18 protein-coding genes are annotated in these 19,488 nt (G+C 64.4%); 2 read left to right on the plus strand and 16 right to left on the minus strand.

The genetic code is table 11. The annotated features are described in order from the left end of the window. Positions 1-225: 225 nt before the first annotated feature. The 9 genes from GA645_RS00395 to GA645_RS00435 form a co-directional block, all read right to left on the minus strand. Entirely contained in the window at positions 226-1,722 is a 1,497-nt protein-coding gene (locus GA645_RS00395) for an acetyl-CoA hydrolase/transferase family protein (protein WP_152218880.1), read from the minus strand. A gap of 188 nt (positions 1,723-1,910) precedes the next feature. Continuing rightward, a complete protein-coding gene (locus GA645_RS00400) occupies positions 1,911-3,347 on the minus strand; it encodes an NAD(P)(+) transhydrogenase (Re/Si-specific) subunit beta (RefSeq protein ID WP_152218882.1) in 1,437 nt (478 codons plus the stop codon). Between the two features lies 1 nt (position 3,348). After that, entirely contained in the window at positions 3,349-3,663 is a 315-nt protein-coding gene (locus tag GA645_RS00405) for an NAD(P) transhydrogenase subunit alpha (RefSeq protein WP_015474896.1), read from the minus strand. Positions 3,664-3,731: 68 nt separating this feature from the next. Beyond that, positions 3,732-4,850 (minus strand): Re/Si-specific NAD(P)(+) transhydrogenase subunit alpha, encoded by a 1,119-nt coding sequence (locus GA645_RS00410; RefSeq protein WP_152218885.1) that lies wholly within the window; start codon positions 4,848-4,850, stop codon positions 3,732-3,734. A 614-nt stretch (positions 4,851-5,464) separates the two neighbouring features. After that, positions 5,465-6,100, minus strand: a complete 636-nt coding sequence (locus tag GA645_RS00415; protein WP_152218887.1) for an SCO family protein — start codon at positions 6,098-6,100, stop codon at positions 5,465-5,467. A gap of 118 nt (positions 6,101-6,218) precedes the next feature. Then, positions 6,219-7,121, minus strand: a complete 903-nt coding sequence (gene cyoE, locus GA645_RS00420) for a heme o synthase (protein ID WP_152218890.1) — start codon at positions 7,119-7,121, stop codon at positions 6,219-6,221. A gap of 68 nt (positions 7,122-7,189) precedes the next feature. After that, entirely contained in the window at positions 7,190-8,263 is a 1,074-nt protein-coding gene (locus tag GA645_RS00425) for a heme A synthase (RefSeq protein WP_152218892.1), read from the minus strand. A 71-nt stretch (positions 8,264-8,334) separates the two neighbouring features. Further along, a complete protein-coding gene (locus GA645_RS00430) occupies positions 8,335-8,901 on the minus strand; it encodes a hypothetical protein (protein ID WP_152218894.1) in 567 nt (188 codons plus the stop codon). Next, positions 8,876-9,646, minus strand: a complete 771-nt coding sequence (locus GA645_RS00435) for an SURF1 family protein (protein ID WP_152218896.1) — start codon at positions 9,644-9,646, stop codon at positions 8,876-8,878. Before GA645_RS00435 ends, GA645_RS00430 begins: the two co-directional genes overlap by 26 nt. A 45-nt stretch (positions 9,647-9,691) precedes the next feature. Between GA645_RS00435 and GA645_RS00440 the strand changes: the two genes are divergently transcribed. Beyond that, entirely contained in the window at positions 9,692-9,901 is a 210-nt protein-coding gene (locus GA645_RS00440; protein ID WP_152218898.1) for a twin transmembrane helix small protein, read from the plus strand. A gap of 102 nt (positions 9,902-10,003) precedes the next feature. On the opposite strand, the gene GA645_RS00445 is transcribed toward GA645_RS00440, so the two are convergent. The 4 genes from GA645_RS00445 to coxB all read right to left on the minus strand — a co-directional run bounded on the left by GA645_RS00445 (position 10,004) and on the right by coxB (position 14,285). Further along, entirely contained in the window at positions 10,004-10,891 is an 888-nt protein-coding gene (locus GA645_RS00445; protein ID WP_152218901.1) for a cytochrome c oxidase subunit 3, read from the minus strand. A 22-nt stretch (positions 10,892-10,913) separates the two neighbouring features. Beyond that, a complete protein-coding gene (locus GA645_RS00450) occupies positions 10,914-11,471 on the minus strand; it encodes a cytochrome c oxidase assembly protein (protein WP_152218903.1) in 558 nt (185 codons plus the stop codon). A gap of 83 nt (positions 11,472-11,554) precedes the next feature. Beyond that, entirely contained in the window at positions 11,555-13,150 is a 1,596-nt protein-coding gene (gene ctaD, locus GA645_RS00455; protein WP_152218905.1) for a cytochrome c oxidase subunit I, read from the minus strand. 10 nt (positions 13,151-13,160) lie between these two features. Then, entirely contained in the window at positions 13,161-14,285 is a 1,125-nt protein-coding gene (gene coxB, locus GA645_RS00460; RefSeq protein WP_152218907.1) for a cytochrome c oxidase subunit II, read from the minus strand. A gap of 423 nt (positions 14,286-14,708) precedes the next feature. Between coxB and GA645_RS00465 the strand changes: the two genes are divergently transcribed. Beyond that, positions 14,709-15,347, plus strand: coding sequence for a hypothetical protein (locus tag GA645_RS00465; protein WP_152218909.1), 639 nt, complete (start codon positions 14,709-14,711; stop codon positions 15,345-15,347). A 145-nt stretch (positions 15,348-15,492) separates the two neighbouring features. Here the strand turns inward: GA645_RS00465 and GA645_RS00470 are convergent, their stop codons facing one another. The 3 genes from GA645_RS00470 to GA645_RS00480 all read right to left on the minus strand — a co-directional run bounded on the left by GA645_RS00470 (position 15,493) and on the right by GA645_RS00480 (position 19,417). Continuing rightward, positions 15,493-16,209 (minus strand): carbonic anhydrase, encoded by a 717-nt coding sequence (locus GA645_RS00470; RefSeq protein WP_152218912.1) that lies wholly within the window; start codon positions 16,207-16,209, stop codon positions 15,493-15,495. Between the two features lie 210 nt (positions 16,210-16,419). After that, complete coding sequence (locus GA645_RS00475) at positions 16,420-17,478, minus strand: PA0069 family radical SAM protein (RefSeq protein WP_152218914.1); 1,059 nt, start codon at positions 17,476-17,478, stop codon at positions 16,420-16,422. 346 nt (positions 17,479-17,824) lie between these two features. Continuing rightward, positions 17,825-19,417, minus strand: a complete 1,593-nt coding sequence (locus tag GA645_RS00480) for an inorganic phosphate transporter (protein ID WP_372239823.1) — start codon at positions 19,415-19,417, stop codon at positions 17,825-17,827. Positions 19,418-19,488 lie beyond the last annotated feature (71 nt).

The raw sequence follows: 19,488 nt of genomic DNA on the forward strand, positions 1-19,488 counted from the left end.
CTGTAATGGTGTTTTTCGGGGCAAACTGTACCGTTGCGCTCCATTCTGGTGCGCAATTGGTAGGCATCTGAGGTATTTCGAGGTTGCCGGCCGGGGAGGCGGCGGGGGGAGCTGAACAGTTGAGGCGGGATAAAAATCTGTTCAGGAGTGTTTTTACGTGGTTTTTTTTCGGCTGTAAACCCTCGCGGGCCATTCATTGCTGAATGGCCCGCAAAAGGCTCCGGATCAGCTCGCCGCCAGCATGTGGCCGCGCTCTTCCAGATTGATGTGCCACTCCAGGGCCTCGCGCAGGATGTGCGGGGTGTGGCCGCCGCGCTCGCAGGCGGCATCGAAGTAACTGTTCAGGGCGTCGCGGTAGGACGGGTGCACACAGTTGTCGATGATCACCCGGGCGCGCTCGCGCGGCGCCAGGCCACGCAGGTCGGCCAGTCCGACTTCGGTGACGAGGATGTCCACGTCGTGCTCAGTGTGGTCGACGTGGCTGACCATCGGCACCACGCTGGAGATGTTGCCGCCCTTGGCGATGGACTTGGTGACGAAGATGGCCAGGTGCGCGTTGCGGGCGAAGTCGCCCGAGCCGCCGATGCCGTTCATCATCTTGGTGCCGCCGACGTGGGTGGAGTTCACGTTGCCGTAGATGTCGAACTCCAGCGCGGTGTTGATGCCGATGATGCCGAGGCGACGGACCACTTCAGGGTGGTTGGAGATCTCCTGCGGACGCAGCACCAGCTTGTCCTTGTAGCGCTCCAGGTTGCCGAACACATCGGCGTTGCGGCGGGTCGACAGGGTGATGGAGCTGCCCGAGGCGAAGCGCAGTTTGCCGGCGTCGATCAGGTCGAAGGTCGAGTCCTGCAGTACTTCGGAGTACATGGTCAGGTTCTCGAAGGGCGACTCGATCAGGCCGCACATCACCGCGTTGGCGATGCTGCCGATGCCGGCCTGCAGCGGGCCGAGGCTGTTGCTCATGCGCCCGGCGTCCACTTCACGCTTGAAGAAGTCGATCAGGTGGTTGGCGATGCCCTGGGTCTCGTCGTCCGGCGGCAGCACGGTGGACGGGGAGTCTGCCTGGTCGTTGACGACGATGGCGACGATCTTTTCCGCCGGGATCGGGATGGCGGTGCTGCCGATGCGGTCGTCGACCTTGGTCAGCGGGATCGGCGTGCGGGTCGGGCGGTAGGTCGGGATATAGATGTCGTGCAGGCCTTCCAGGTTGGTGTTGTGCGCGACGTTGATCTCGACGATCACCTGCTTGGCGAAGATTGCGAAGCTGGCCGAGTTGCCCACCGAGGTAGTCGGCACGATGTGGCCTTCCTCGGTGATGGCCACGGCTTCGATGACGGCAATGTCCGGCAGCTTGAGCTGGTGGTTGCGCAGCTGTTCGACGGTCTCGGAGAGGTGCTGGTCGATGAACATCACTTCGCCGGCGTTGATCGCCTTGCGCAGGGTGCTGTCGACCTGGAAGGGCATGCGGCGGGCCAGCACACCGGCTTCGGTGAGCTGCTTGTCGAGGTCATTGCCCAGGCTGGCGCCGGTCATCAGGCTGATGCGCAGCGGCTCCTGCTTGGCGCGCTCGGCGAGGGCCTTGGGTACGGCCTTGGCTTCGCCGGCGCGGGTGAAGCCGCTCATGCCGACGGTCATGCCGTCCTGAATCAGGGCCGCGGCCTGGTCGGCAGTCATCACCTTGTCCAGCAGGGAGGACATACGCACGCGATCACGGAACATGGGGGAAACCTCGGGCAGTAGGGAGTGCAAGGCCGCCAGTCTAGGGACTCGGCGATTTTTGGCTCTTATACCAAGGTCGAAAAATCGCCCGGCCGGTCGCCTTCTTACTACCAAAGTCCAGAGGATTTCCCATTGCCGGAAAGCAAGACACCGGCGCGAGGCCGGTGTCTTGTGGATCGACGGTCGTCTTAGTCGACGGCCTTGACCATGTCTTCGATGACTTTCTTGGCGTCGCCGAAGACCATCATGGTCTTGTCCAGGTAGAACAGTTCGTTGTCCAGGCCGGCGTAGCCGCTGGCCATCGAGCGCTTGTTGACGATCACGGTCTTGGCTTTGTAGGCCTCGAGGATCGGCATGCCGGCGATCGGCGACTTCGGATCGTTCTTCGCGGCCGGGTTCACCACGTCGTTGGCGCCCAGTACCAGCACCACGTCGGTCTGGCCGAACTCGGAGTTGATGTCTTCCATCTCGAACACCTGCTCGTAAGGCACTTCGGCCTCGGCCAGCAGGACGTTCATATGACCCGGCATACGGCCGGCAACCGGGTGGATGGCGAACTTCACGGTGACGCCGCGATGGGTCAGCTTCTCAGCCAGTTCCATCAGCGCGTGCTGGGCACGGGCCACCGCCAGGCCGTAGCCGGGGACGATGATCACGCTGTCGGCGTTGGTCAGCAGGAACGAGGCATCGTCGGACGAGCCGGACTTCACCGGGCGGGCTTCCTTGGCACCAGCCGGGCCGCCAGCGTCCGCTTCGGCGCCGAAGCCACCGAGGATGACGTTGAAGAACGAGCGGTTCATCGCCTTGCACATGATGTAGGAGAGGATCGCGCCCGAAGAGCCCACCAGCGAACCGGCGATGATCAGCATCGAGTTGTTCAGCGAAAAGCCGATACCTGCCGCGGCCCAGCCGGAGTAGGAGTTCAGCATCGAGACAACCACCGGCATGTCCGCGCCACCGATCGGGATGATGATCAGCACGCCGAGGATGAAGGCCAGGGCCAGCATCACGACGAAGGCGGTCAGGTTGCCGGTGAACATGAACAGCAGGCCCAGGCCCAGGGTGGTCAGGCCCAGCACCAGGTTCAGCATGTGCTGGCCGGTGAACTGTACCGGGGCGCCCTGGAACAGGCGGAACTTGTACTTGCCCGACAGCTTGCCGAAGGCGATCACCGAGCCGGAGAAGGTGATGGCACCGATGGCGGCGCCGAGGAACAGCTCCAGACGATTACCGGCCGGGATGGTGTCGCCCAGGTTTTGCACGATGCCCAGGGACTGCGGCTCGACCACGGCGGCGATGGCGATGAATACGGCAGCCAAGCCGATCATGCTGTGCATGAAGGCGACCAGCTCCGGCATCTTGGTCATCTCGACGCGCTTGGCCATGATCGAACCGGCGGTGCCGCCGATCAGCAGGCCGACGACCACATAGACGATACCGGTGGTGGCAATTTCGCTGCTGATCTTGAACACCAGGGCCACGGTGGTCAGCGCGGCGATGGCCATGCCGACCATGCCGAACAGGTTGCCGCGACGCGACGAGGTCGGGTGCGACAGGCCTTTCAGGGCCTGGATGAAGCAGACCGAGGCGATGAGGTAGAGGAGGGTGACGAGGTTCATGCTCATGTCAGTGCTTCTCCGCCTTCGGCGCTTTCTTCTTGAACATTTCCAGCATGCGGCGGGTGACCAGGAAGCCACCGAACACATTCACTGCAGCCAGGGCCACGGCCAGGGTGCCCATGGCCTTGCCCAGCGGGGTGACGGTCAGGGCGGCGGCCAGCATGGCGCCGACGATCACGATTGCCGAAATGGCGTTGGTCACCGCCATCAGCGGGGTGTGCAGGGCAGGGGTTACGTTCCATACCACGTGGTAGCCGACGTAGATGGCCAGCACGAAGATGATCAGGTTGTAGATGCCGTGGGAGATCAGCATGTCTTCCATAGTTTCTCACCGGTCTTCAGGGCCGGGCATACACCCGGCGCGTTCTTATATAAGAAGGGCGATCGCTCTTAGCCGTTCTTGCGCACGATCTGGCCGTCACGGCACATCAGGCACGCGGCGACGATGTCGTCTTCCAGGTTCACCGTGAAGCCTTCGGCGGTCAGGGTGAGCTTGAGGAAGTCGAGCAGGTTGCGTGCGTAGAGTGCGGAGGCGTCCGCCGGTACCAGCGCGGCCAGGTTGCTCAGGCCGACGATGGTCACGCCGTGCTTGATCACGACCTGGTCGGCTTCGGTCAGCGGGCAGTTGCCGCCTTGCGATGCCGCGAGGTCGATGACCACCGAGCCCGGCTTCATTTCGGCGACGGTCGCCTCGTGCAGCAGGGTCGGCGCCTTGCGGCCCGGAATCAGCGCGGTGGTGATGACGATGTCCGACTGCTTGGCGCGTTCGTGCACGGCCTTGGCCTGACGCTCCATCCACGAGGCCGGCATCGGGCGGGCGTAACCGCCGACGCCTTCGGCGCACTCGCGCTCTTCGTCGGTCTCGTAGGGCACGTCGACGAACTTGGCGCCCAGGGACTCGATCTGTTCCTTCACCGCCGGGCGCACGTCCGACGCCTCGATCACCGCACCCAGGCGCTTGGCGGTGGCGATGGCCTGCAGGCCGGCAACGCCAGCGCCGAGGATCAGCACGCGGGCGGCCTTAACGGTGCCGGCGGCGGTCATCAGCATGGGCATGAAGCGCGGGTAGTGGTTGGCGGCGAGCATCACGGCCTTGTAGCCGGCGATGTTGGCCTGGGAGGAGAGCACGTCCAGGCTCTGCGCGCGGGAAGTACGCGGCGCGGCCTCGAGGGCGAAGGCGGTGACGCCGCGTTCGGCCATGCGGGCGATGTTCTCGTTGTTGAACGGGTTGAGCATGCCGATCAGCACGGTACCTGGCTTCATCTGCGCCAGTTCGCTTTCGCTGGGCGCGACGACCTTGAGGACCAATTCGGCGCCCAAGGCATCGGCGGCAGTGCCGATCTTCGCACCAACGGCTTCGTAAGCGGCATCCGGCTGGCTGGCGCTGACGCCCGCACCGCTCTGAATGACGACCTGATGGCCTTGCCCGATCAGTTTCTTGACCGTCTCCGGCGTTGCTGCGACCCGCGTCTCACCGGCTTGGGTCTCGAGGGGTACACCGATCTGCACTCGCAAATCTCCTGCGTGATCCTGGGATTGTCCGGGCTACTACGTTGGCGACCCGGGTTATCGAACTGGCAACGGTCTTGTTGTTCTAGTGGCCGGGTTGGTGACCCGGTGGCCGCGGCATTCTGCAATCGAACCTGGAAGGCTACAAGGAGTTCTGGAGTGGTACTAAGCGATAACTACAAGTCACGTTTCGACCCGTAGTTTTCCGGTTTCCACCGAAGCCGCGCGGGCCTTGGTGTCTAGCCTAATTGCCTATTGTGACCGGACGGAAATGTCATCCTCGCCGTGAATGACCACCCATCAGAGGCTCCCCTACCCGCCGAAAGGCCCATTAATCCTGCAACAGGCTCAGGCATAGGTGTTAATTAATGTTTCTAATATGGAGTATGAGTCATTACTGATATCTGACTTTCTGTAGCAGATATTTTACATTGACTACGAGGTCAGGAAATACCTTGGAAGGCTTCAAGTCCGCGCATTGCACCGGATCAGAGCCTAAGGATGAGGTTTAGCAGAAAGTTCGCGGTTGTCTTGCCGGGGTGGGAATGACACGGAAAAAACAACGGCCACCGTTATCGGGTGGCCGTCGGGGGTGAGGCGTAGTGTCGCGGGGATCAGTTGTTCGCGCTGATCACGCTGGGCAACTGGGCTGCCAGCTTGTCGTTGTGCAGCGGGGCGCGGATGAATCCGTGCTGGGTGCCGTCCGGGCCGATGATGACCAGGTTGCCGCTGTGGTCGACGGTGTAGTTGGGCTTGCTGGTGTCCGCCGGGATGTAGGGGATGCTCATGGCGTTGGCCAGCTTCTGCACGTTCTCTTCCGAGCCGGTGATGCCCTTGAAGCCGGCGTTGAAGAAGCCGAGGTATTCCTTGAGGCGCGGTGCGGTGTCGCGGTGCGGGTCGACGCTGACGAACACCACCTGCAGATTCTTCTGTGCTTCCGGTGGCAGCTTGGTTTGCAGCTCGCGCAGCTGCGCCAGGGTGGTGGGGCAGACGTCCGGGCAGAAGGTGTAGCCGAAGAACAGCAGGGACCATTTGCCCTTCAGGCTGGAGGTCTGGAACGGCTGGCTGTCCTGATCCTGGAAGCTAAGGTCGGGTACGTTGCGGGTCTGCGGCAGGATCACGATGCCGGCGTCGAGCAGCACGGTCGGGTCGAGCTGGTGGCGCTGGGTGATCACCTTGTGGATGGTGAGGCCGAGGATCAGGGCGACGATGGCGACGAGGATGAAGACGGTCTTGTTGACTCGGGACATGGGGTTCTCGTGGGTCAGAGGAGCGCTCAGCGTAGGATGGGTAGAGCGAAGCGAAACCCATGCTGTCGGTGCATGGAGTCGATGGGTTTCGCTGCGCTCTACGCCATCCTACGAAGCCTCAGTAGTTCACGTGCAGCGGCAGGTAATGGTCCACCAGCAGCGCGATGAACAGCAGGAACAGGTAGGCGATAGAGTACTTGAAGGTCTTGATCGCCGCATGGGGCCGGCTGCCGCAGTAGAGCGCCCAGGCCCAGTCGAGGAAGCGCGCGCCGAGGGCCAGCGCGGCGAGCAGGTAGACCAGCCCGGCCATGTGGATGGCGAAGGGCATCAGGGTCACGGCGAACAGCACCAGGGTGTAGAGCAGGATGTGCAGCTTGGTGTAGTGCTCGCCGTGGGTCACCGGCAGCATCGGGATGTCCGCCTTGGCGTACTCGTCCTTGCGGTGCAGGCACAGCGCCCAGAAGTGCGGCGGGGTCCAGGCGAAGATGATCAGCACCAGCAGCAGGGGCTCGGCGGACACCTGCCCGGTTACCGCCACCCAGCCCAGCAGCGGCGGGGCGGCGCCGGCGAGGCCGCCGATGACGATGTTCTGCGGCGTGGCGCGCTTGAGGAAGCCGGTGTAGAGGGCCGCGTAGCCCAGCAGCGAGGCCAGCGTCAGCCAGGCCGTCAGCTCGTTGGTGAACACCAGCAGCACCGCCATCCCGGCCACCGACAGCAGCATGGCGAAGCCCAGCGCGATGGGCGGGGAGACGCGGCCCTCGGCCAGCGGGCGCTTGTGGGTACGCGCCATGATCGAGTCGATGCGCCTGTCCACCACGTGGTTCACCGCGGCCGCGCCGCCGGCGCACAGGCCGATGCCGAGGTTGCCGAACACCAGCACCTGCCAGGGCACGCCGGCCTTGGTGGCGAGCAGCATGCCGATCAGCGAGGTGATCAGCATGAGCAGGACCACCTTGGGTTTGGTCAGTTCGAGCAGGTCGCGCCAGCTGGCTTGGCTGGAAGTGCTGATGACGCTGGCCATGGTCATTTCTCCGTGTTCGTGCTGACTGGGTGAATGGGGCCGGCACACCTCGGTGCCGGCCGTCGTGCTCAACCTTGAGAGGGATAGGCCACCGGGCGCTCCAGGGCGTCCAGGGTGATCGGGCTGATGGCGGGCAGCTCGACGCGCCGGGTCGCCGGTGCGCGCACCCGGTAGTTCACCAGTACCAGCATCAGCAGCAGGAAGGCGCCGCCGCCATTGTGGGTCACCGCCACCGGCAGCGGCAGGTGCAGCAGGACGTTGCTGATGCCCAGGCCGATCTGTATCGACAGCCCCAGCAGCATCAGCGCGGTGATGCCGATAAGGCCGTGGCGCTGGAGGTTCCAGGCCAGCAGCAGGATCACCGCGGTCACGCACAATGCGCCCATGCGGTGGGTCATGTGGATCGCCGTGCGGGCGTCGCTGTCGAGCTGGCCACCGAGGTAGTTCGGGCCGATGTGCTGGGTGAGGTGGAAGCCGTTGGCGAAGTCCATGTCCGGCCACCACTGGCCGTGGCACATCGGCAGGTCGACGCAGGCCACCGCCGCATAGTTGCTGCTGACCCAGCCGCCGAGGGCGATCTGCCCGATCACCAGCAGCAGGGCGAAGGCGGCGAGGGCGCGCAGGCGCGAGGGCAGTTGCAGCGGGGCGAAGGCACCGGACAGGCGCAGGCTGAGCAGGAACAGCAGCGACAGCGTGGTAAAGCCGCCCAGCAGGTGCGCGGTGACCACCTGCGGCCAGAGCTTGAGGGTGACGGTCCACATGCCGAACGCCGCTTGGGCGATCACCACGCCGAGCAGCAGCAGCGGCAGGCGCAGCGGCTGGCCGTCACGCCCGCGACGGACCAGCGCATGGATCGCCAGGCCGAGGATCAGCAGGCCGAGGCTGCCAGCGAAGTAGCGGTGGATCATCTCGTTCCAGCCCTTCTGCGCTTCCACTGGCGCGTCGGGGAAACGCATCTCGGCGTGGGCCAGCTGTGCCTCGCTGGTCGGCACATGGACGAAGCCGTAGCAGCCGGGCCAGTCCGGGCAGCCGAGGCCGGCGTGGGTCAGGCGGGTATAGGCGCCCAGCAGGATCACCACGAAGGCCAGTGCTGTCGCCAGGACAGCCACGTAGAAGGCGGGTTTGCGTGTTGCCTGGATCATGCGTCGCTCCCGATCTTGTTGTTATGGGGGCTGGCGATGGTTCGGCCGGCTATGTTTCAACCGGCAATGTCTCAACCGATATTGGAAATCTTCAGCAGCAGCTGCAGGTCCTTGAGGATCGACTTGCCGTCGGTCCCGGCGTCGTAGCGCAGCACCAGGTTGCCGTGGGGATCGACAATCCACAGCTGCGGCTTGGCGCCAGTGTGCTGGGTCGGTGTTAGGCCCAGGCGTTGCAGGCGCGGGTAATCCTTGTCGAGCAGGCCGGTGAAGTCGGCCGGCAGCGGCTTGGCGAAGGCGAACACATGTTCGGCGCGGCTGGCCTCGCGGCCCAGGCCGATGTTGATCTGGCGGGCAAGGTAGACCAGTTGCTGGCAGTCGCTGGCGCAGGTCTCCGGGGCGGTGACCAGCAGTTGCCAGCGCTCGCTCGCCTTGTCGGCCTGCACACCGAGGTCGGCCGGGGTCTGTCCGGTGGCGATCAGGTCGCCGTGGTAGCTGCGGCCTTGCGGCACCCAGAACTGCAGCTTGTACATGGCGGTGGCGAGGATCATCGGGCCGAGGGTCACGCAGAGGATCAGGATCAGCTGCAGACGGCCACGGCGGCGGGCTGGCTGCTCATTCAGAGTCATGCTGGCGGTCATTATCGAGGGTCTCCCGTGCGCGACGGATGCCGAGGTAGAGGTAGAGGCCGGTCAATGCGAAAGCCAGGGCGAACCACTGCACGGCGTAGCCGACGTGGCGCTCCGGGGGCATGGCGACGATCGGCCAGTCAGTGTCGAAAGCGGCGTCGCCCGGTTCCAGGCGGACCTCCTGCGGCAGCCCTTCGCGGCCGAGTTGGTCCCACAGGGCGGGGGCGTCCACCTGGGTGACCAGGCGTGGCCAGCCGGCGACTGCCGCGGTGTTTTTCGGGGCGGCCAGGGGAACGTACGTCCAGGCATCCAGCAGCAGGTCGTGGCTGGGGGTGTCGATCTGCGGCGACGTGCGACGATCCGTCCAGAACACCCAGCCGCGATTGACCAGCAGCCACTGGTGGCCCACGCGGTCATAGAAGGGTTGCAGCACCTCGACGCCGGCGTGGCCGTCGCGGGTGCGGTTATCCAGCAGCACGGTGTGTTCGGCGTCGAGCTGGCCCTGCAGGCGTACACGCACATAGCTGCGCGGCGGCTGGCGTGCGAGGTCGGCGACGGAGACCGGGTCCTGCTGGCGCTGGGTGTCGGCTGCGGCGAGCAGGAGGCGTTTTTCGGTGGCGCGGGAGAGTTGCCAGCAGCCCAGGCCGATCAGCACCGGCAGCAGCGCGAGCACCACCAGGGTCGGCGCAATGCCGGGCCGGAAGGCGCGCGTGGCGCGACCCGGTCGGTGCTGGGTAGCGTGCTGGCTATAATGCAAGACATCCCCCTTAACCCCAGTCCCCCTGCGGACAGGAGGCCGGTAATGCTCAAAGCTGCGATCGTCCTGTTGTTGCTGGCGACCGTCGTCAGTCTGTTCAGCGGTCTGTTCTTTCTGGTCAAGGACGAGGGACATGGTTCGCGAGTGGTCAATGCCCTGACCGTTCGTGTCGTCCTTGCTGCCCTGACCATCGCCCTCATCGCCTGGGGCTTCTTCAGCGGTCAACTGACCAGCCCCGCTCCCTGGCATTTCTGATACCGCTTTTTTGTAGGAGCGAGCTTGCTCGCGAATCTTTCTCCCTGAAGCAGAAGCATCAGGCGGTTCGCGAGCAAGCTCGCTCCTACAGGGTGTGCGCGCTCAAAGCACGTAAACGAAGGTGAACAGCCCGACCCACACCACGTCGACGAAGTGCCAGTACCAGCTGGCCGCCTCGAAGCCGAAGTGTTTGTCGGCGTCGAAGTGCCCGCGCAGGATGCGGATCAGCATGATGCTCAGCATGATCGCGCCGATGGTCACGTGGGCGCCGTGGAAGCCGGTGAGCATGAAGAATGTCGCGCCGTAGATGCCCGAGCCCAGGGTCAGGCCCAGTTCGGTGTAGGCCTCGTGGTACTCGTAGGCCTGCAGGACCAGGAAGCAGGCACCCAGCGCCACGGTCAGCGCCAGCCACATCTTCAGCGGGCCGCGATGGTTCTTCTTCAGCGCATGGTGGGCGAAGGTCACGGTGAAGCTGGAGCTGACCAGCAGCAGGGTGTTGATCAGCGGCAGCTTCCACGGATCGATCACTTCCTTGGGCGGCGGGAACAGCTTGTTGTCCGGGTTGTTCAACTGCGGCCAGCCGGTCTCGAACTGCGGCCAGAGCATGTGCGAGATGCCGTGGTGGCCCTCGCCGCCCAGCCACGGGTTGACGAAGTGGCGCACGTAGAACAGCGCGCCGAAGAAGGCGGCGAAGAACATCACCTCGGAGAAGATGAACCAGCTCATGCCCCAGCGGAACGAGCGGTCCATCTGCGGGCTGTACAGGCCGCCGCGGCTTTCCCGGATGACGTTGCCGAACCAGCCGAACAGCATGTACGCCAGGATCAGGCCGCCAGCGAAGAAGATCCACGGGCCGTGGGACTGCGCCTTGCCGGCGCTCATGTCGTTCATCCAGGTGCCGACGCCGGACATCGTCACCAGCATGCCGATGGTGGCGATGATCGGCCACTTGCTCTGCGCGGGGACGTAATAGGGATCGTGGGTTGCCATCTCTCTTGTTCTCCTTTGCCCTTCAGCGCGTGTTGCTGGCCACAGGTGGCTTGCGGGCAGTGATGTCGAACAGCGTGTAAGCAAGGGTCAGGTGACGCACATCCTTGGGCAGGTCGCGGTCGACGATGAAGCGCACCGGCATCTCGATGCGCTCACCCGGCTGCAGCACCTGCTGGGTGAAGCAGAAGCATTCGGTCTTGTGGAAGTAGGTGGCCGCCACTGACGGCGCGATGCTCGGGATCGCCTGGGCGGTCATCGGCTTGTCGGTGGGGTTGTGGGCGACGAACAGCATCTGGTTCACCGCGCCCGGATGCACCACCAGTTGCTCGGCCTCGGGGTGGAACTCCCAGACCATGTCGATGTTGTTGTTGGCGACGAACTGGATCTTCACTTCGCGCGACTGATCGACCACCTGGCTGTCGCCCTGGTAGGCGCTGCCGGATGTCTTGCCGTTGATGCCCAGTGCCTTGCACATCACGTCGTACAGCGGCACCAGGGCGAAGCCGAAGGCGAACATGGCGACCACGGCGATGATCAGCCGGGTCACCAGCTTGCGCGTTTCGATATTGCCGTCGCTCATCTCGTCATCCTCCTTTCGCAGGGGCGGGCTCCGTGCATGGCGGGAGCCGATCGCGGACGGAGTCCGCTCCTACGCAAGACTCGTCATTTCACCTCGGGCGGCGTGGCGAAGGTGTGGTACGGCGCTGGCGACGGGATGGTCCACTCCAGCCCTTCGGCGCCGTCCCACGGCTTGGCCGGAGCCGGCTTGCCGCCGCGGATGCACTTGATGACGATGAACAGGAACAGCAGCTGCGTGGTGCCGAACATGAAGGCGCCGATGGACGAAACCATGTTGAAGTCGGCGAACTGCAGGTTGTAGTCCGGGATACGCCGCGGCATGCCGGCCAGGCCCACGAAGTGCATCGGGAAGAAGGCCATGTTCATGCCGATGAAGCTCATCCAGAAGTGCAGCTTGGCCAGCGTCTCGTCGTACATGTGCCCGGTCCACTTGGGGATCCAGTAGTACACCGAGGCGAAGATGCCGAAGATCGCGCCGGGCACCAGCACGTAGTGGAAGTGCGCCACCACGAAGTAGGTGTCCTGGTACTGGAAGTCCGCCGGGGCGATGGCCAGCATCAGGCCGGAGAAGCCACCGATGGTGAACAGGATGACGAAGGCCACGGCGAACAGCATCGGCGCCTCGAAGGTCAGCGAACCCTGCCACATGGTCGACGCCCAGTTGAACACCTTCACCCCGGTGGGCACGGCGATCAGCATGGTCGCGTACATGAAGAACAGCTCGCCCACCAGCGGGATGCCGACCACGAACATGTGGTGCGCCCAGACGATGAAGGAGAGGAAGGCAATCGATGCGGTGGCGTAGACCATCGAGGTGTAGCCGAACAGCGGCTTGCGACTGAAGGCCGGGATGATCGAGCTGACGGCGCCGAAGGCCGGCAGAATCATGATGTACACCTCGGGGTGGCCGAAGAACCAGAACACGTGCTGGAACAGCACCGGGTCGCCGCCGCCGGCCGCGCTGAAGAAGCTGGTGCCGAAGTGGATGTCCATCAGCATCATCGTCACGCAGCCCGCCAGCACCGGCATCACGGCGATCAGCAGGAACGCGGTGATCAGCCAGGTCCAGACGAACAGCGGCATCTTCATCAGGGTCATGCCCGGTGCGCGCAGGTTGAGGATGGTGGCGATCACGTTGATCGCGCCCATGATCGAACTCATGCCCATCAGGTGGATGGCGAAGATGAAGAAGGTCACGCTGTGCGGCGCGAAGGTGGTGGAGAGCGGCGCGTAGAAGGTCCAGCCGAAGTTCGGGCCGCCGCCGGGCATGAACAGGGTGCTCACCAGCAGGCCGAAGGCCGCCGGCAGCAGCCAGAAGCTGAAGTTGTTCATGCGCGGCAGGGCCATGTCCGGCGCGCCGATCATCAGCGGCACCATCCAGTTGGCCAGGCCCACGAACGCCGGCATCACCGCACCGAAGACCATCACCAGGCCATGCATGGTGGTCATCTGGTTGAAGAACGCCGGCTCGACGATCTGCAGGCCCGGCTGGAACAGTTCGGCGCGGATCACCATGGCGAACGAGCCGCCGAGCAGGAAGGCGCAGAAGGCGAACCACAGGTACAGGGTGCCGATGTCCTTGTGGTTGGTGGTCAGGACCCAGCGCATCAGGCCCTTGGCGGGGCCGTGGTGGTGGTCGCCGGCGTGAGAATGGTCGGGGTGATCGATCACAGCACTCATCGCGGCCTCCTTATTTTTGCTTCTGCTTGTAGGCGACCACTTCTTGCGGGGTCACCATGTCGCCGTCGTTGTTGCCCCAGCTGTTGCGCTCGTAGGTGATCACCGCAGCGATGTCCACTTCCGAGAGCTGCTTGCCGAAGGCCGCCATGGCCGTGCCCTGGACGCCGTTGAACACGGTCTCCAGGTGGTGCTCCTTGGGCCCGGTGACGATCTTCGAACCCTTGAGCGCCGGGAACATCGGAGGCATGCCCTGGCCTTCGGGCTGGTGACAGGCCGCGCAAATGGTGTGGTAGACCTTGTCGCCACGGGCGATCAGCTCGTCCTTGGTCCACTCCTTGCTGGTCAGCTCCTTGGCCTTGGCGGCTTCTTCCTTGCGCTCGGCCAGCCACTTGTCGAAGTCGGGCTTGGATTTCACGTCGACCACGATGGGCATGAAGCCGTGGTCCTTGCCGCACAGCTCGGCGCACTGGCCGCGGTAGATGCCGGGCTTGTCGACCTTGGTCCAGGCCTCGTTGACGAAGCCGGGAATGGCGTCGCGCTTGACCGCGAAGGCCGGTACCCACCAGGAGTGGATCACGTCGCTGGAGGTCACCAGGAAGCGCACCTTGACCCCCGCCGGCAGCACCAGCGGATTGTCCACCTCGAGCAGGTAGTGCTCGTCCTTGTCGGCCTTGTTGTGGATCTGGTCCTGGCTGGTGGCCAGGTTGGAGAAGAACTCCACGTCCTGGCCCAGGTACTTGTACTGCCACTTCCACTGGTAGCCCGTGACCTGCACGTCCAGCTCGGGCTCCGAGGTGTCGTACATGTGGATCAGGGTCTTGGTGGCCGGAACGGCCATCACCACCAGGATCAGGAAGGGAATGATGGTCCAGAGGATTTCCACCGTAGTGCTTTCGTGGAAATGCGCGGGCTGCTGCCCGGTGGACCGGCGGTGGACGATCATCGACCAGAACATCGCACCGAAGACGATGATGCCGATGACCACGCAGATCCAGAAGATGGTCATGTGCAAGTCGAAGACATTACGGCTGACTTCCGTCGCACCGGGGGCCATGTTGACCGTCCAGGCGGCGTTTGCCTGACTAAAAGCCAAGAGCAAAAGGAAGCCCATCCAGACTCGTGGATGTCGCAGCATTCGGGTTCCCCTTATCGTTGTTTTTATCCCGCCGGCATTGCGCTCTTGCGGCTAACCCCCATTCCAGAGGGATTGCGCGCCTGAACTCGCCAACGGCCAAGGGAGGGACCGCCAAGACAACTTACTTTGACCGTCTTACCTCGGCAGCACGCAGGGCAGGCCGGGTCCATCAGGTTCTTTCGTGTGTCGAGTCGGAGTATAGACAGGGGGCGCGACATAACAATGCAGAGTAAAAAACCTTCTCTAAAGACCGAAGAGTGATCTCAAAGCCACGGCCTGCGCGGCTTTGGAGTACCATGATGGCGGGGTGATATACCAGGACGGCATAAACACTTCACGATTATGACAATCGCGTCTTAGCTGCAGCCGGACGCCGGCTAAGGTCTTTCTTCATTTTCCAAACCCCGTTGTCTTGGAGTTGTCATGAATACCGCTGCGCTGCGTGAGCTGATCCAGAACGCCCATCTTCTCGAGTCCCGCCACGGTCATCTGGCCCGCCTGATCCAGTCCCAGCTCGAAGGCCTGCACCCGAGCATCGCCCTGGCCGGAGAAGACCCCAGCGGCACCCTCACCCGTTTCGTGCATGCCTATATCGAGCAGGTGCCGGACTTCCTCGATGCTGCCGCCAGCGTGGCGCGCGAGGCCGGCATCGAGGAGCGGATCAAGCCGGTCCTGAAGCTGGCCGAACAGTTCTTCCTCACCCCGCCGGCGCTGCTCAACGGCCACGACGGCCTCGACGCCCTGCTGGACGAGGCGTACCTCGCCCACCGCCTGGTGGAAGAGGTGAACGATCGCTACATCGCCCACTTCAACCAGCCGCTGATCCCGCTGGATACCACGGTGGCCAACCTGGTGGCACACCAGCTGATCGGCGAACCCTTTGCCAACCAGCTGGACGAGGCCGTACACCACGCGGTCGACGGCATGCTCGATGAAGGCACCTTCAGCTCGGATGCGGCACGGGGTTACCGCGCGCGTCTGAACGACCCGCAGGTGGTGATGGCCTGGCAGCAGTGGCCGTGCCTGTCCCGGCAGTTCGGCGTGGAACTGCGCCTGCGCTAGAGCGGCGACTGCGGAAAACAGGGAAGCAACTCCGGCATTACCGGAGTCGGGGCGGGTGAGCGGAGCGCCTTGTAGGGCTGCACGCCACCGCAATGCCTGAGCCGGGGCGACCGCTCATGCGCAGCCGGCCGCCCCGCAAGGGCCGTCAGCGCGGCAGGTAGCGCGGGCGCGGCGTGGCCATGGGGATCGGGCCTTCGCCATCGATCGGGCGGAAACGACCCTGCTCGGCGTCGTAGCCTTTGATCTCGCTGGTCTCGATGTCGTACACCCAGCCGTGGATGAACAGCTGGCCGCTGGCCAGGCGAGCGGCTACGGACGGGTGGGTCTTCAGGTGGTCGAGCTGGGCCACCACGTTCTCTTCGGTGAGTATGCCCAGGTGCTCATGGGTCGCGCAGCCGCAGGTTTGCGCCACCACGGTGCGGGCGACTTCCGCATGGCGCAGCCAGGCCTTCACCGTCGGCATGCTTTCCAGGGTCTGCGGGTCCAGCACCGCCTTCATCGCGCCGCAGTCGGAATGGCCGCAGACGATGATGTGCTGCACGCCCAGCGCCATGACCGCGAACTCGATGGCCGTCGACACGCCGCCGTTCATCTGGCCGTAGGGCGGTACCACGTTGCCCACGTTGCGGGTGACGAACAGGTCGCCCGGCGAGCTCTGGGTGATCAGCTCCGGGACGATGCGCGAGTCGGCACAGGTAATGAACATCGCGCGAGGATTCTGTGCGTGGGCCAGCTTCTTGAACAACGCTTCCTGTTGCGGGAACACTTCCTGGCGGAAGTGCTGGAAGCCATCGACGATTCGCTGCAGCGCCTCGTCCGCGCTCTCGTGGGCCTGCCCTTCACCGTGCGTTTTATCGTTCATGTATGAGCCTCGAAGAGTGACGACGAATTTTTTCCCATGCTTGCCGACGATCTCCCATAGGCGAAAAGGCACAACCTGACGGAAAAATCCTCTGGAGTTGCCTCCCGGAAGTCTGTCGGAATCCCATGGGACAAAGCGTAAAGCAAAACCCTGCCAGCGCTTCGTGACGGTTTTTTGCACGATGCTTCATCCGGGCTCATGCACGGGGAGTCAGAACAGGCTCATCTGGCTGCGCGGAGGCGCGAAGGCCGTGCAATCCAGGCTCAGGCTGCTGCGCTGTTCCAGCCCCAGGCGGCGCAGGGCGACATCGAAGCGCTTGGCCAGCAGCTGGGCGAATGGCCCCTCACCACGGAAGCGATGGCCGAAGCGGCTGTCGTAGATGTCCCCGCCGCGCACCTGGCGGATCAGGCTCATCACATGATTGGCGCGCTGCGGGTAGTGTGCCGCCAGCCATTCCTCGAACAACGGCCCGACCTCGCGCGGCAGGCGCAGCAGAATGTAGTTGGCGCTCTGCGCGCCGGCATCGTGCGCCGCTTCCAGCAAGGCTTCCAGCTCGTGGTCGTTGATCATCGGGATCATCGGCGCGCACAGCACTCCCACCGGAATGCCCTGTTCGCGCAGCACGCGGATCGCCCGCAGGCGCGCGGACGGCGCGGCGGCGCGGGGTTCGAGGATGCGTTTGAGTTCATCGTCCAGGGTGGTGAGGCTGATCAACACCCGGACCAGGTTCTGCTTCGCCAGCTCGCTGAGCAGATCGAGGTCGCGCAGGATCAGCGAACCCTTGGTGACGATGGTCAGCGGATGGCGGAAGCGCAGCAGCACTTCGAGGATCTGCCGGGTCAGCCGCTGCTGGCGCTCGATGGGCTGGTACGGGTCGGTGTTGGCGCCCAGGTTGATCGGCGCGCAGACGTAACCCTTCTTGTTGAGCTCTTCTTCCAGCACCTCGGCAGCGTTGGTCTTGGCGATCAGCTTCGTCTCGAAATCCAGCCCCGGCGACAGGTCCCAGTAGGCATGGCTGGGTCGCGCGTAGCAGTAGATGCAGCCGTGCTCGCAGCCGCGATAGGGGTTGATCGAGCGGTCGAAGGGCAGGTCCGGCGACTGGTTGCGGGAGATCACCGACTTCGCCAGTTCGGTGCGGATCTCGGTCACCTGGGGCTTGGGGACCTCATCGAACCAATCGTTATCCACAGGCACCGAAGTGGTCGGCGCGAAGCGGTTGTGCGGATTGCTGGCAGTGCCACGGCCGCGGGGTGGGAGCGTGGAGGTCATGTGGGATAGCTCCGAAGGAATGCTGTATATAAATACAGTAATCCACGGAGTTTTCCACAGCCAGCGCGAACTGCCGGATGGTTGGGGCCCGCCGCAGGATAAATTCGTGCCTGTGCCCTCACCCTCTCCCTAAGGGAGAGGGTGAGGGCAGAGCTTCATGTAGGAGCAACTGTCTTTTGGGCTATTCGCTACGCTCACCCTTCGGGCCGCACTGAAGTGCGTTCAGCGCAAGCGCTGTCCCGCGTTCGCGGGAGTGACGATGTCATGCACCGCGCTCCGCAATCGTCTTCCCCGCGAACGCGGGGATCCAAAATCAATGTAGAGGCAGACTCCGTCTGCATGTGGCTCACAGCACCCGCGCGAACACCCAGTACAGCCCCGCCGCCAGCCCGATGGCCGCCGGCAGGGTGAGCACCCAGGCCAGCAGCATGTTGCGGATGGTCGGCCACTGCAGGCCGCTGCCATTGGCGGACATGGTGCCCGCCACACCGGAAGACAGCACGTGGGTGGTCGACACCGGCAGGCCGAAGCCGTCCGCCGCGCCGATGGTGAGCATCGCCACTAGTTGCGCAGCGGCGCCCTGGGCGTAGGTCAGCGGCGTCTTGCCGATGCCTTCGCCCACGGTGGTGACGATACGCCGCCAGCCCACCAGGGTGCCCAGGCCCAGCGCCAGGGCGACGGCCACTTTCACCCACACGGGGATGAAGCGAATCGTCTGCTCGCCCTCGGTACGCAGGGCTTGCAGCGTGCTCCAGGTTTCCAGCTCGATCTGTTGTTCGCTGTCGTCGAGCAGGCGGATGGTCTCCAGGCTCAGGTACAGGTCGTTGCGCAGGTCCTGCACCTCGTCGCCGGGGATCTTCGCCATCTCGCCATAGCGTTCCAGGCGCGTGGCGACATCGCCGATGACGATGCCCAGCGACGGCAGCAGGTCCGGCCCGACGCGTGGGTCCTGCTGGTAGGCCAGCAGCACCTGGCGCGGATCGCCGCTGACCGCGCTGCCGGCATGCTGCAGCTGCGCCTGGCTGGCCTGGGCCAGGCTCAGCAGCTGGCGGGTCTGTTCGGGGCTGTGGGCGCGATCCACCGCGAAGGCCAGGGGAACGGTGGCGATCAGGATCAGCATGATCAGGCCGATGCCCTTCTGCCCGTCGTTCGATCCGTGGGCGAAGGAAACCCCGGTGCAGGTGACGATGAGTAATCCGCGAATCCACCAGGGCGGCGGCGTGCGCCCTTCGGGTGAGTGGAACAGCGCGCGATTGCGGATACTCGCGCTCATCGCCCGCAGCAGCATGAAGGCGCTGACGAAGCCGACCACTGGCGACAACAGCAGCGCATAACCCACCGTCAGCAGTTGCGACCAGGCGCTGCCGGACAGGCCCAGGTGCCCGGCCATCGCGCCGTGGGCCAGGCCGATGCCGACGATGGAGCCGATCAGCGTGTGCGACGAGGACACTGGCAGCCCCAGCCACCAGGTGCCGAGGTTCCACAGGATCGAGGCGATCAGCAGGGCGAAGATCATCGCCAGGCCCGCGCTGCTATCCACTTTCAGCAGCAGGTTCAGTGGCAGCAGTGAGACGATGGCGAAGGCCACGGCACCGCTGGAGAACAGCACGCCGAGGAAATTCCACACCCCCGACCAGGCTACCGCGAAGCGCGGCGGCAGGGCGTTGGTGTAGATCACCGTGGCCACCGCGTTGGCGGTGTCGTGGAAGCCGTTGATGAACTCGAAGCCCAGCGCCACCAGCAGGGTGACGACCAGCACCAGCATCGGCCAGCCCGGCTGCAGCGAGGTGCCGCTGGCGCGGATGTCCTGGTCGAGGCTGACGAAGGTGAACAACAGGGCGCCGGCCAGCAGCAGGAAGAAGCTCAGGCGTCCCTTGAGGCCATGGGTTTCGCGCAGTACGGGGCTGATCGGGAACTGGGTCAGGCGCGAGGCACGCATCACTTCCAGCAGGCCAAAGCGGTCAAGCACGGCAGTGGCGCTCCATCCGGGGCATGGGTGGGGTGTCGGTC

Origin of the sequence: Pseudomonas sp. SCB32 (genome assembly GCF_009189165.1) — a bacterium.
Lineage (GTDB): Bacteria > Pseudomonadota > Gammaproteobacteria > Pseudomonadales > Pseudomonadaceae > Pseudomonas.

Excerpts from the sequence above, each read along its gene's own strand:
- GA645_RS00440 (WP_152218898.1), top strand. The coding sequence starts at position 9,692 with ATGCTCAAAGCTGCGATCGTCCTGTTGTTGCTGGCGACCGTCGTCAGT.
- GA645_RS00465 (WP_152218909.1), top strand. The coding sequence starts at position 14,709 with ATGAATACCGCTGCGCTGCGTGAGCTGATCCAGAACGCCCATCTTCTC.
- GA645_RS00415 (WP_152218887.1), bottom strand. The coding sequence starts at position 6,100 with ATGTCCCGAGTCAACAAGACCGTCTTCATCCTCGTCGCCATCGTCGCC.
- ctaD (WP_152218905.1), bottom strand. The coding sequence starts at position 13,150 with ATGAGTGCTGTGATCGATCACCCCGACCATTCTCACGCCGGCGACCAC.
- GA645_RS00450 (WP_152218903.1), bottom strand. The coding sequence starts at position 11,471 with ATGAGCGACGGCAATATCGAAACGCGCAAGCTGGTGACCCGGCTGATC.
- cyoE (WP_152218890.1), bottom strand. The coding sequence starts at position 7,121 with ATGGCCAGCGTCATCAGCACTTCCAGCCAAGCCAGCTGGCGCGACCTG.
- coxB (WP_152218907.1), bottom strand. The coding sequence starts at position 14,285 with ATGCTGCGACATCCACGAGTCTGGATGGGCTTCCTTTTGCTCTTGGCT.
- GA645_RS00445 (WP_152218901.1), bottom strand. The coding sequence starts at position 10,891 with ATGGCAACCCACGATCCCTATTACGTCCCCGCGCAGAGCAAGTGGCCG.
- GA645_RS00480 (WP_372239823.1), bottom strand. The coding sequence starts at position 19,417 with ATGCGTGCCTCGCGCCTGACCCAGTTCCCGATCAGCCCCGTACTGCGC.
- GA645_RS00395 (WP_152218880.1), bottom strand. The coding sequence starts at position 1,722 with ATGTTCCGTGATCGCGTGCGTATGTCCTCCCTGCTGGACAAGGTGATG.
- GA645_RS00405 (WP_015474896.1), bottom strand. The coding sequence starts at position 3,663 with ATGGAAGACATGCTGATCTCCCACGGCATCTACAACCTGATCATCTTC.
- GA645_RS00425 (WP_152218892.1), bottom strand. The coding sequence starts at position 8,263 with ATGATCCAGGCAACACGCAAACCCGCCTTCTACGTGGCTGTCCTGGCG.
- GA645_RS00400 (WP_152218882.1), bottom strand. The coding sequence starts at position 3,347 with ATGAGCATGAACCTCGTCACCCTCCTCTACCTCATCGCCTCGGTCTGC.
- GA645_RS00470 (WP_152218912.1), bottom strand. The coding sequence starts at position 16,209 with ATGAACGATAAAACGCACGGTGAAGGGCAGGCCCACGAGAGCGCGGAC.
- GA645_RS00475 (WP_152218914.1), bottom strand. The coding sequence starts at position 17,478 with ATGACCTCCACGCTCCCACCCCGCGGCCGTGGCACTGCCAGCAATCCG.
- GA645_RS00430 (WP_152218894.1), bottom strand. The coding sequence starts at position 8,901 with ATGACCGCCAGCATGACTCTGAATGAGCAGCCAGCCCGCCGCCGTGGC.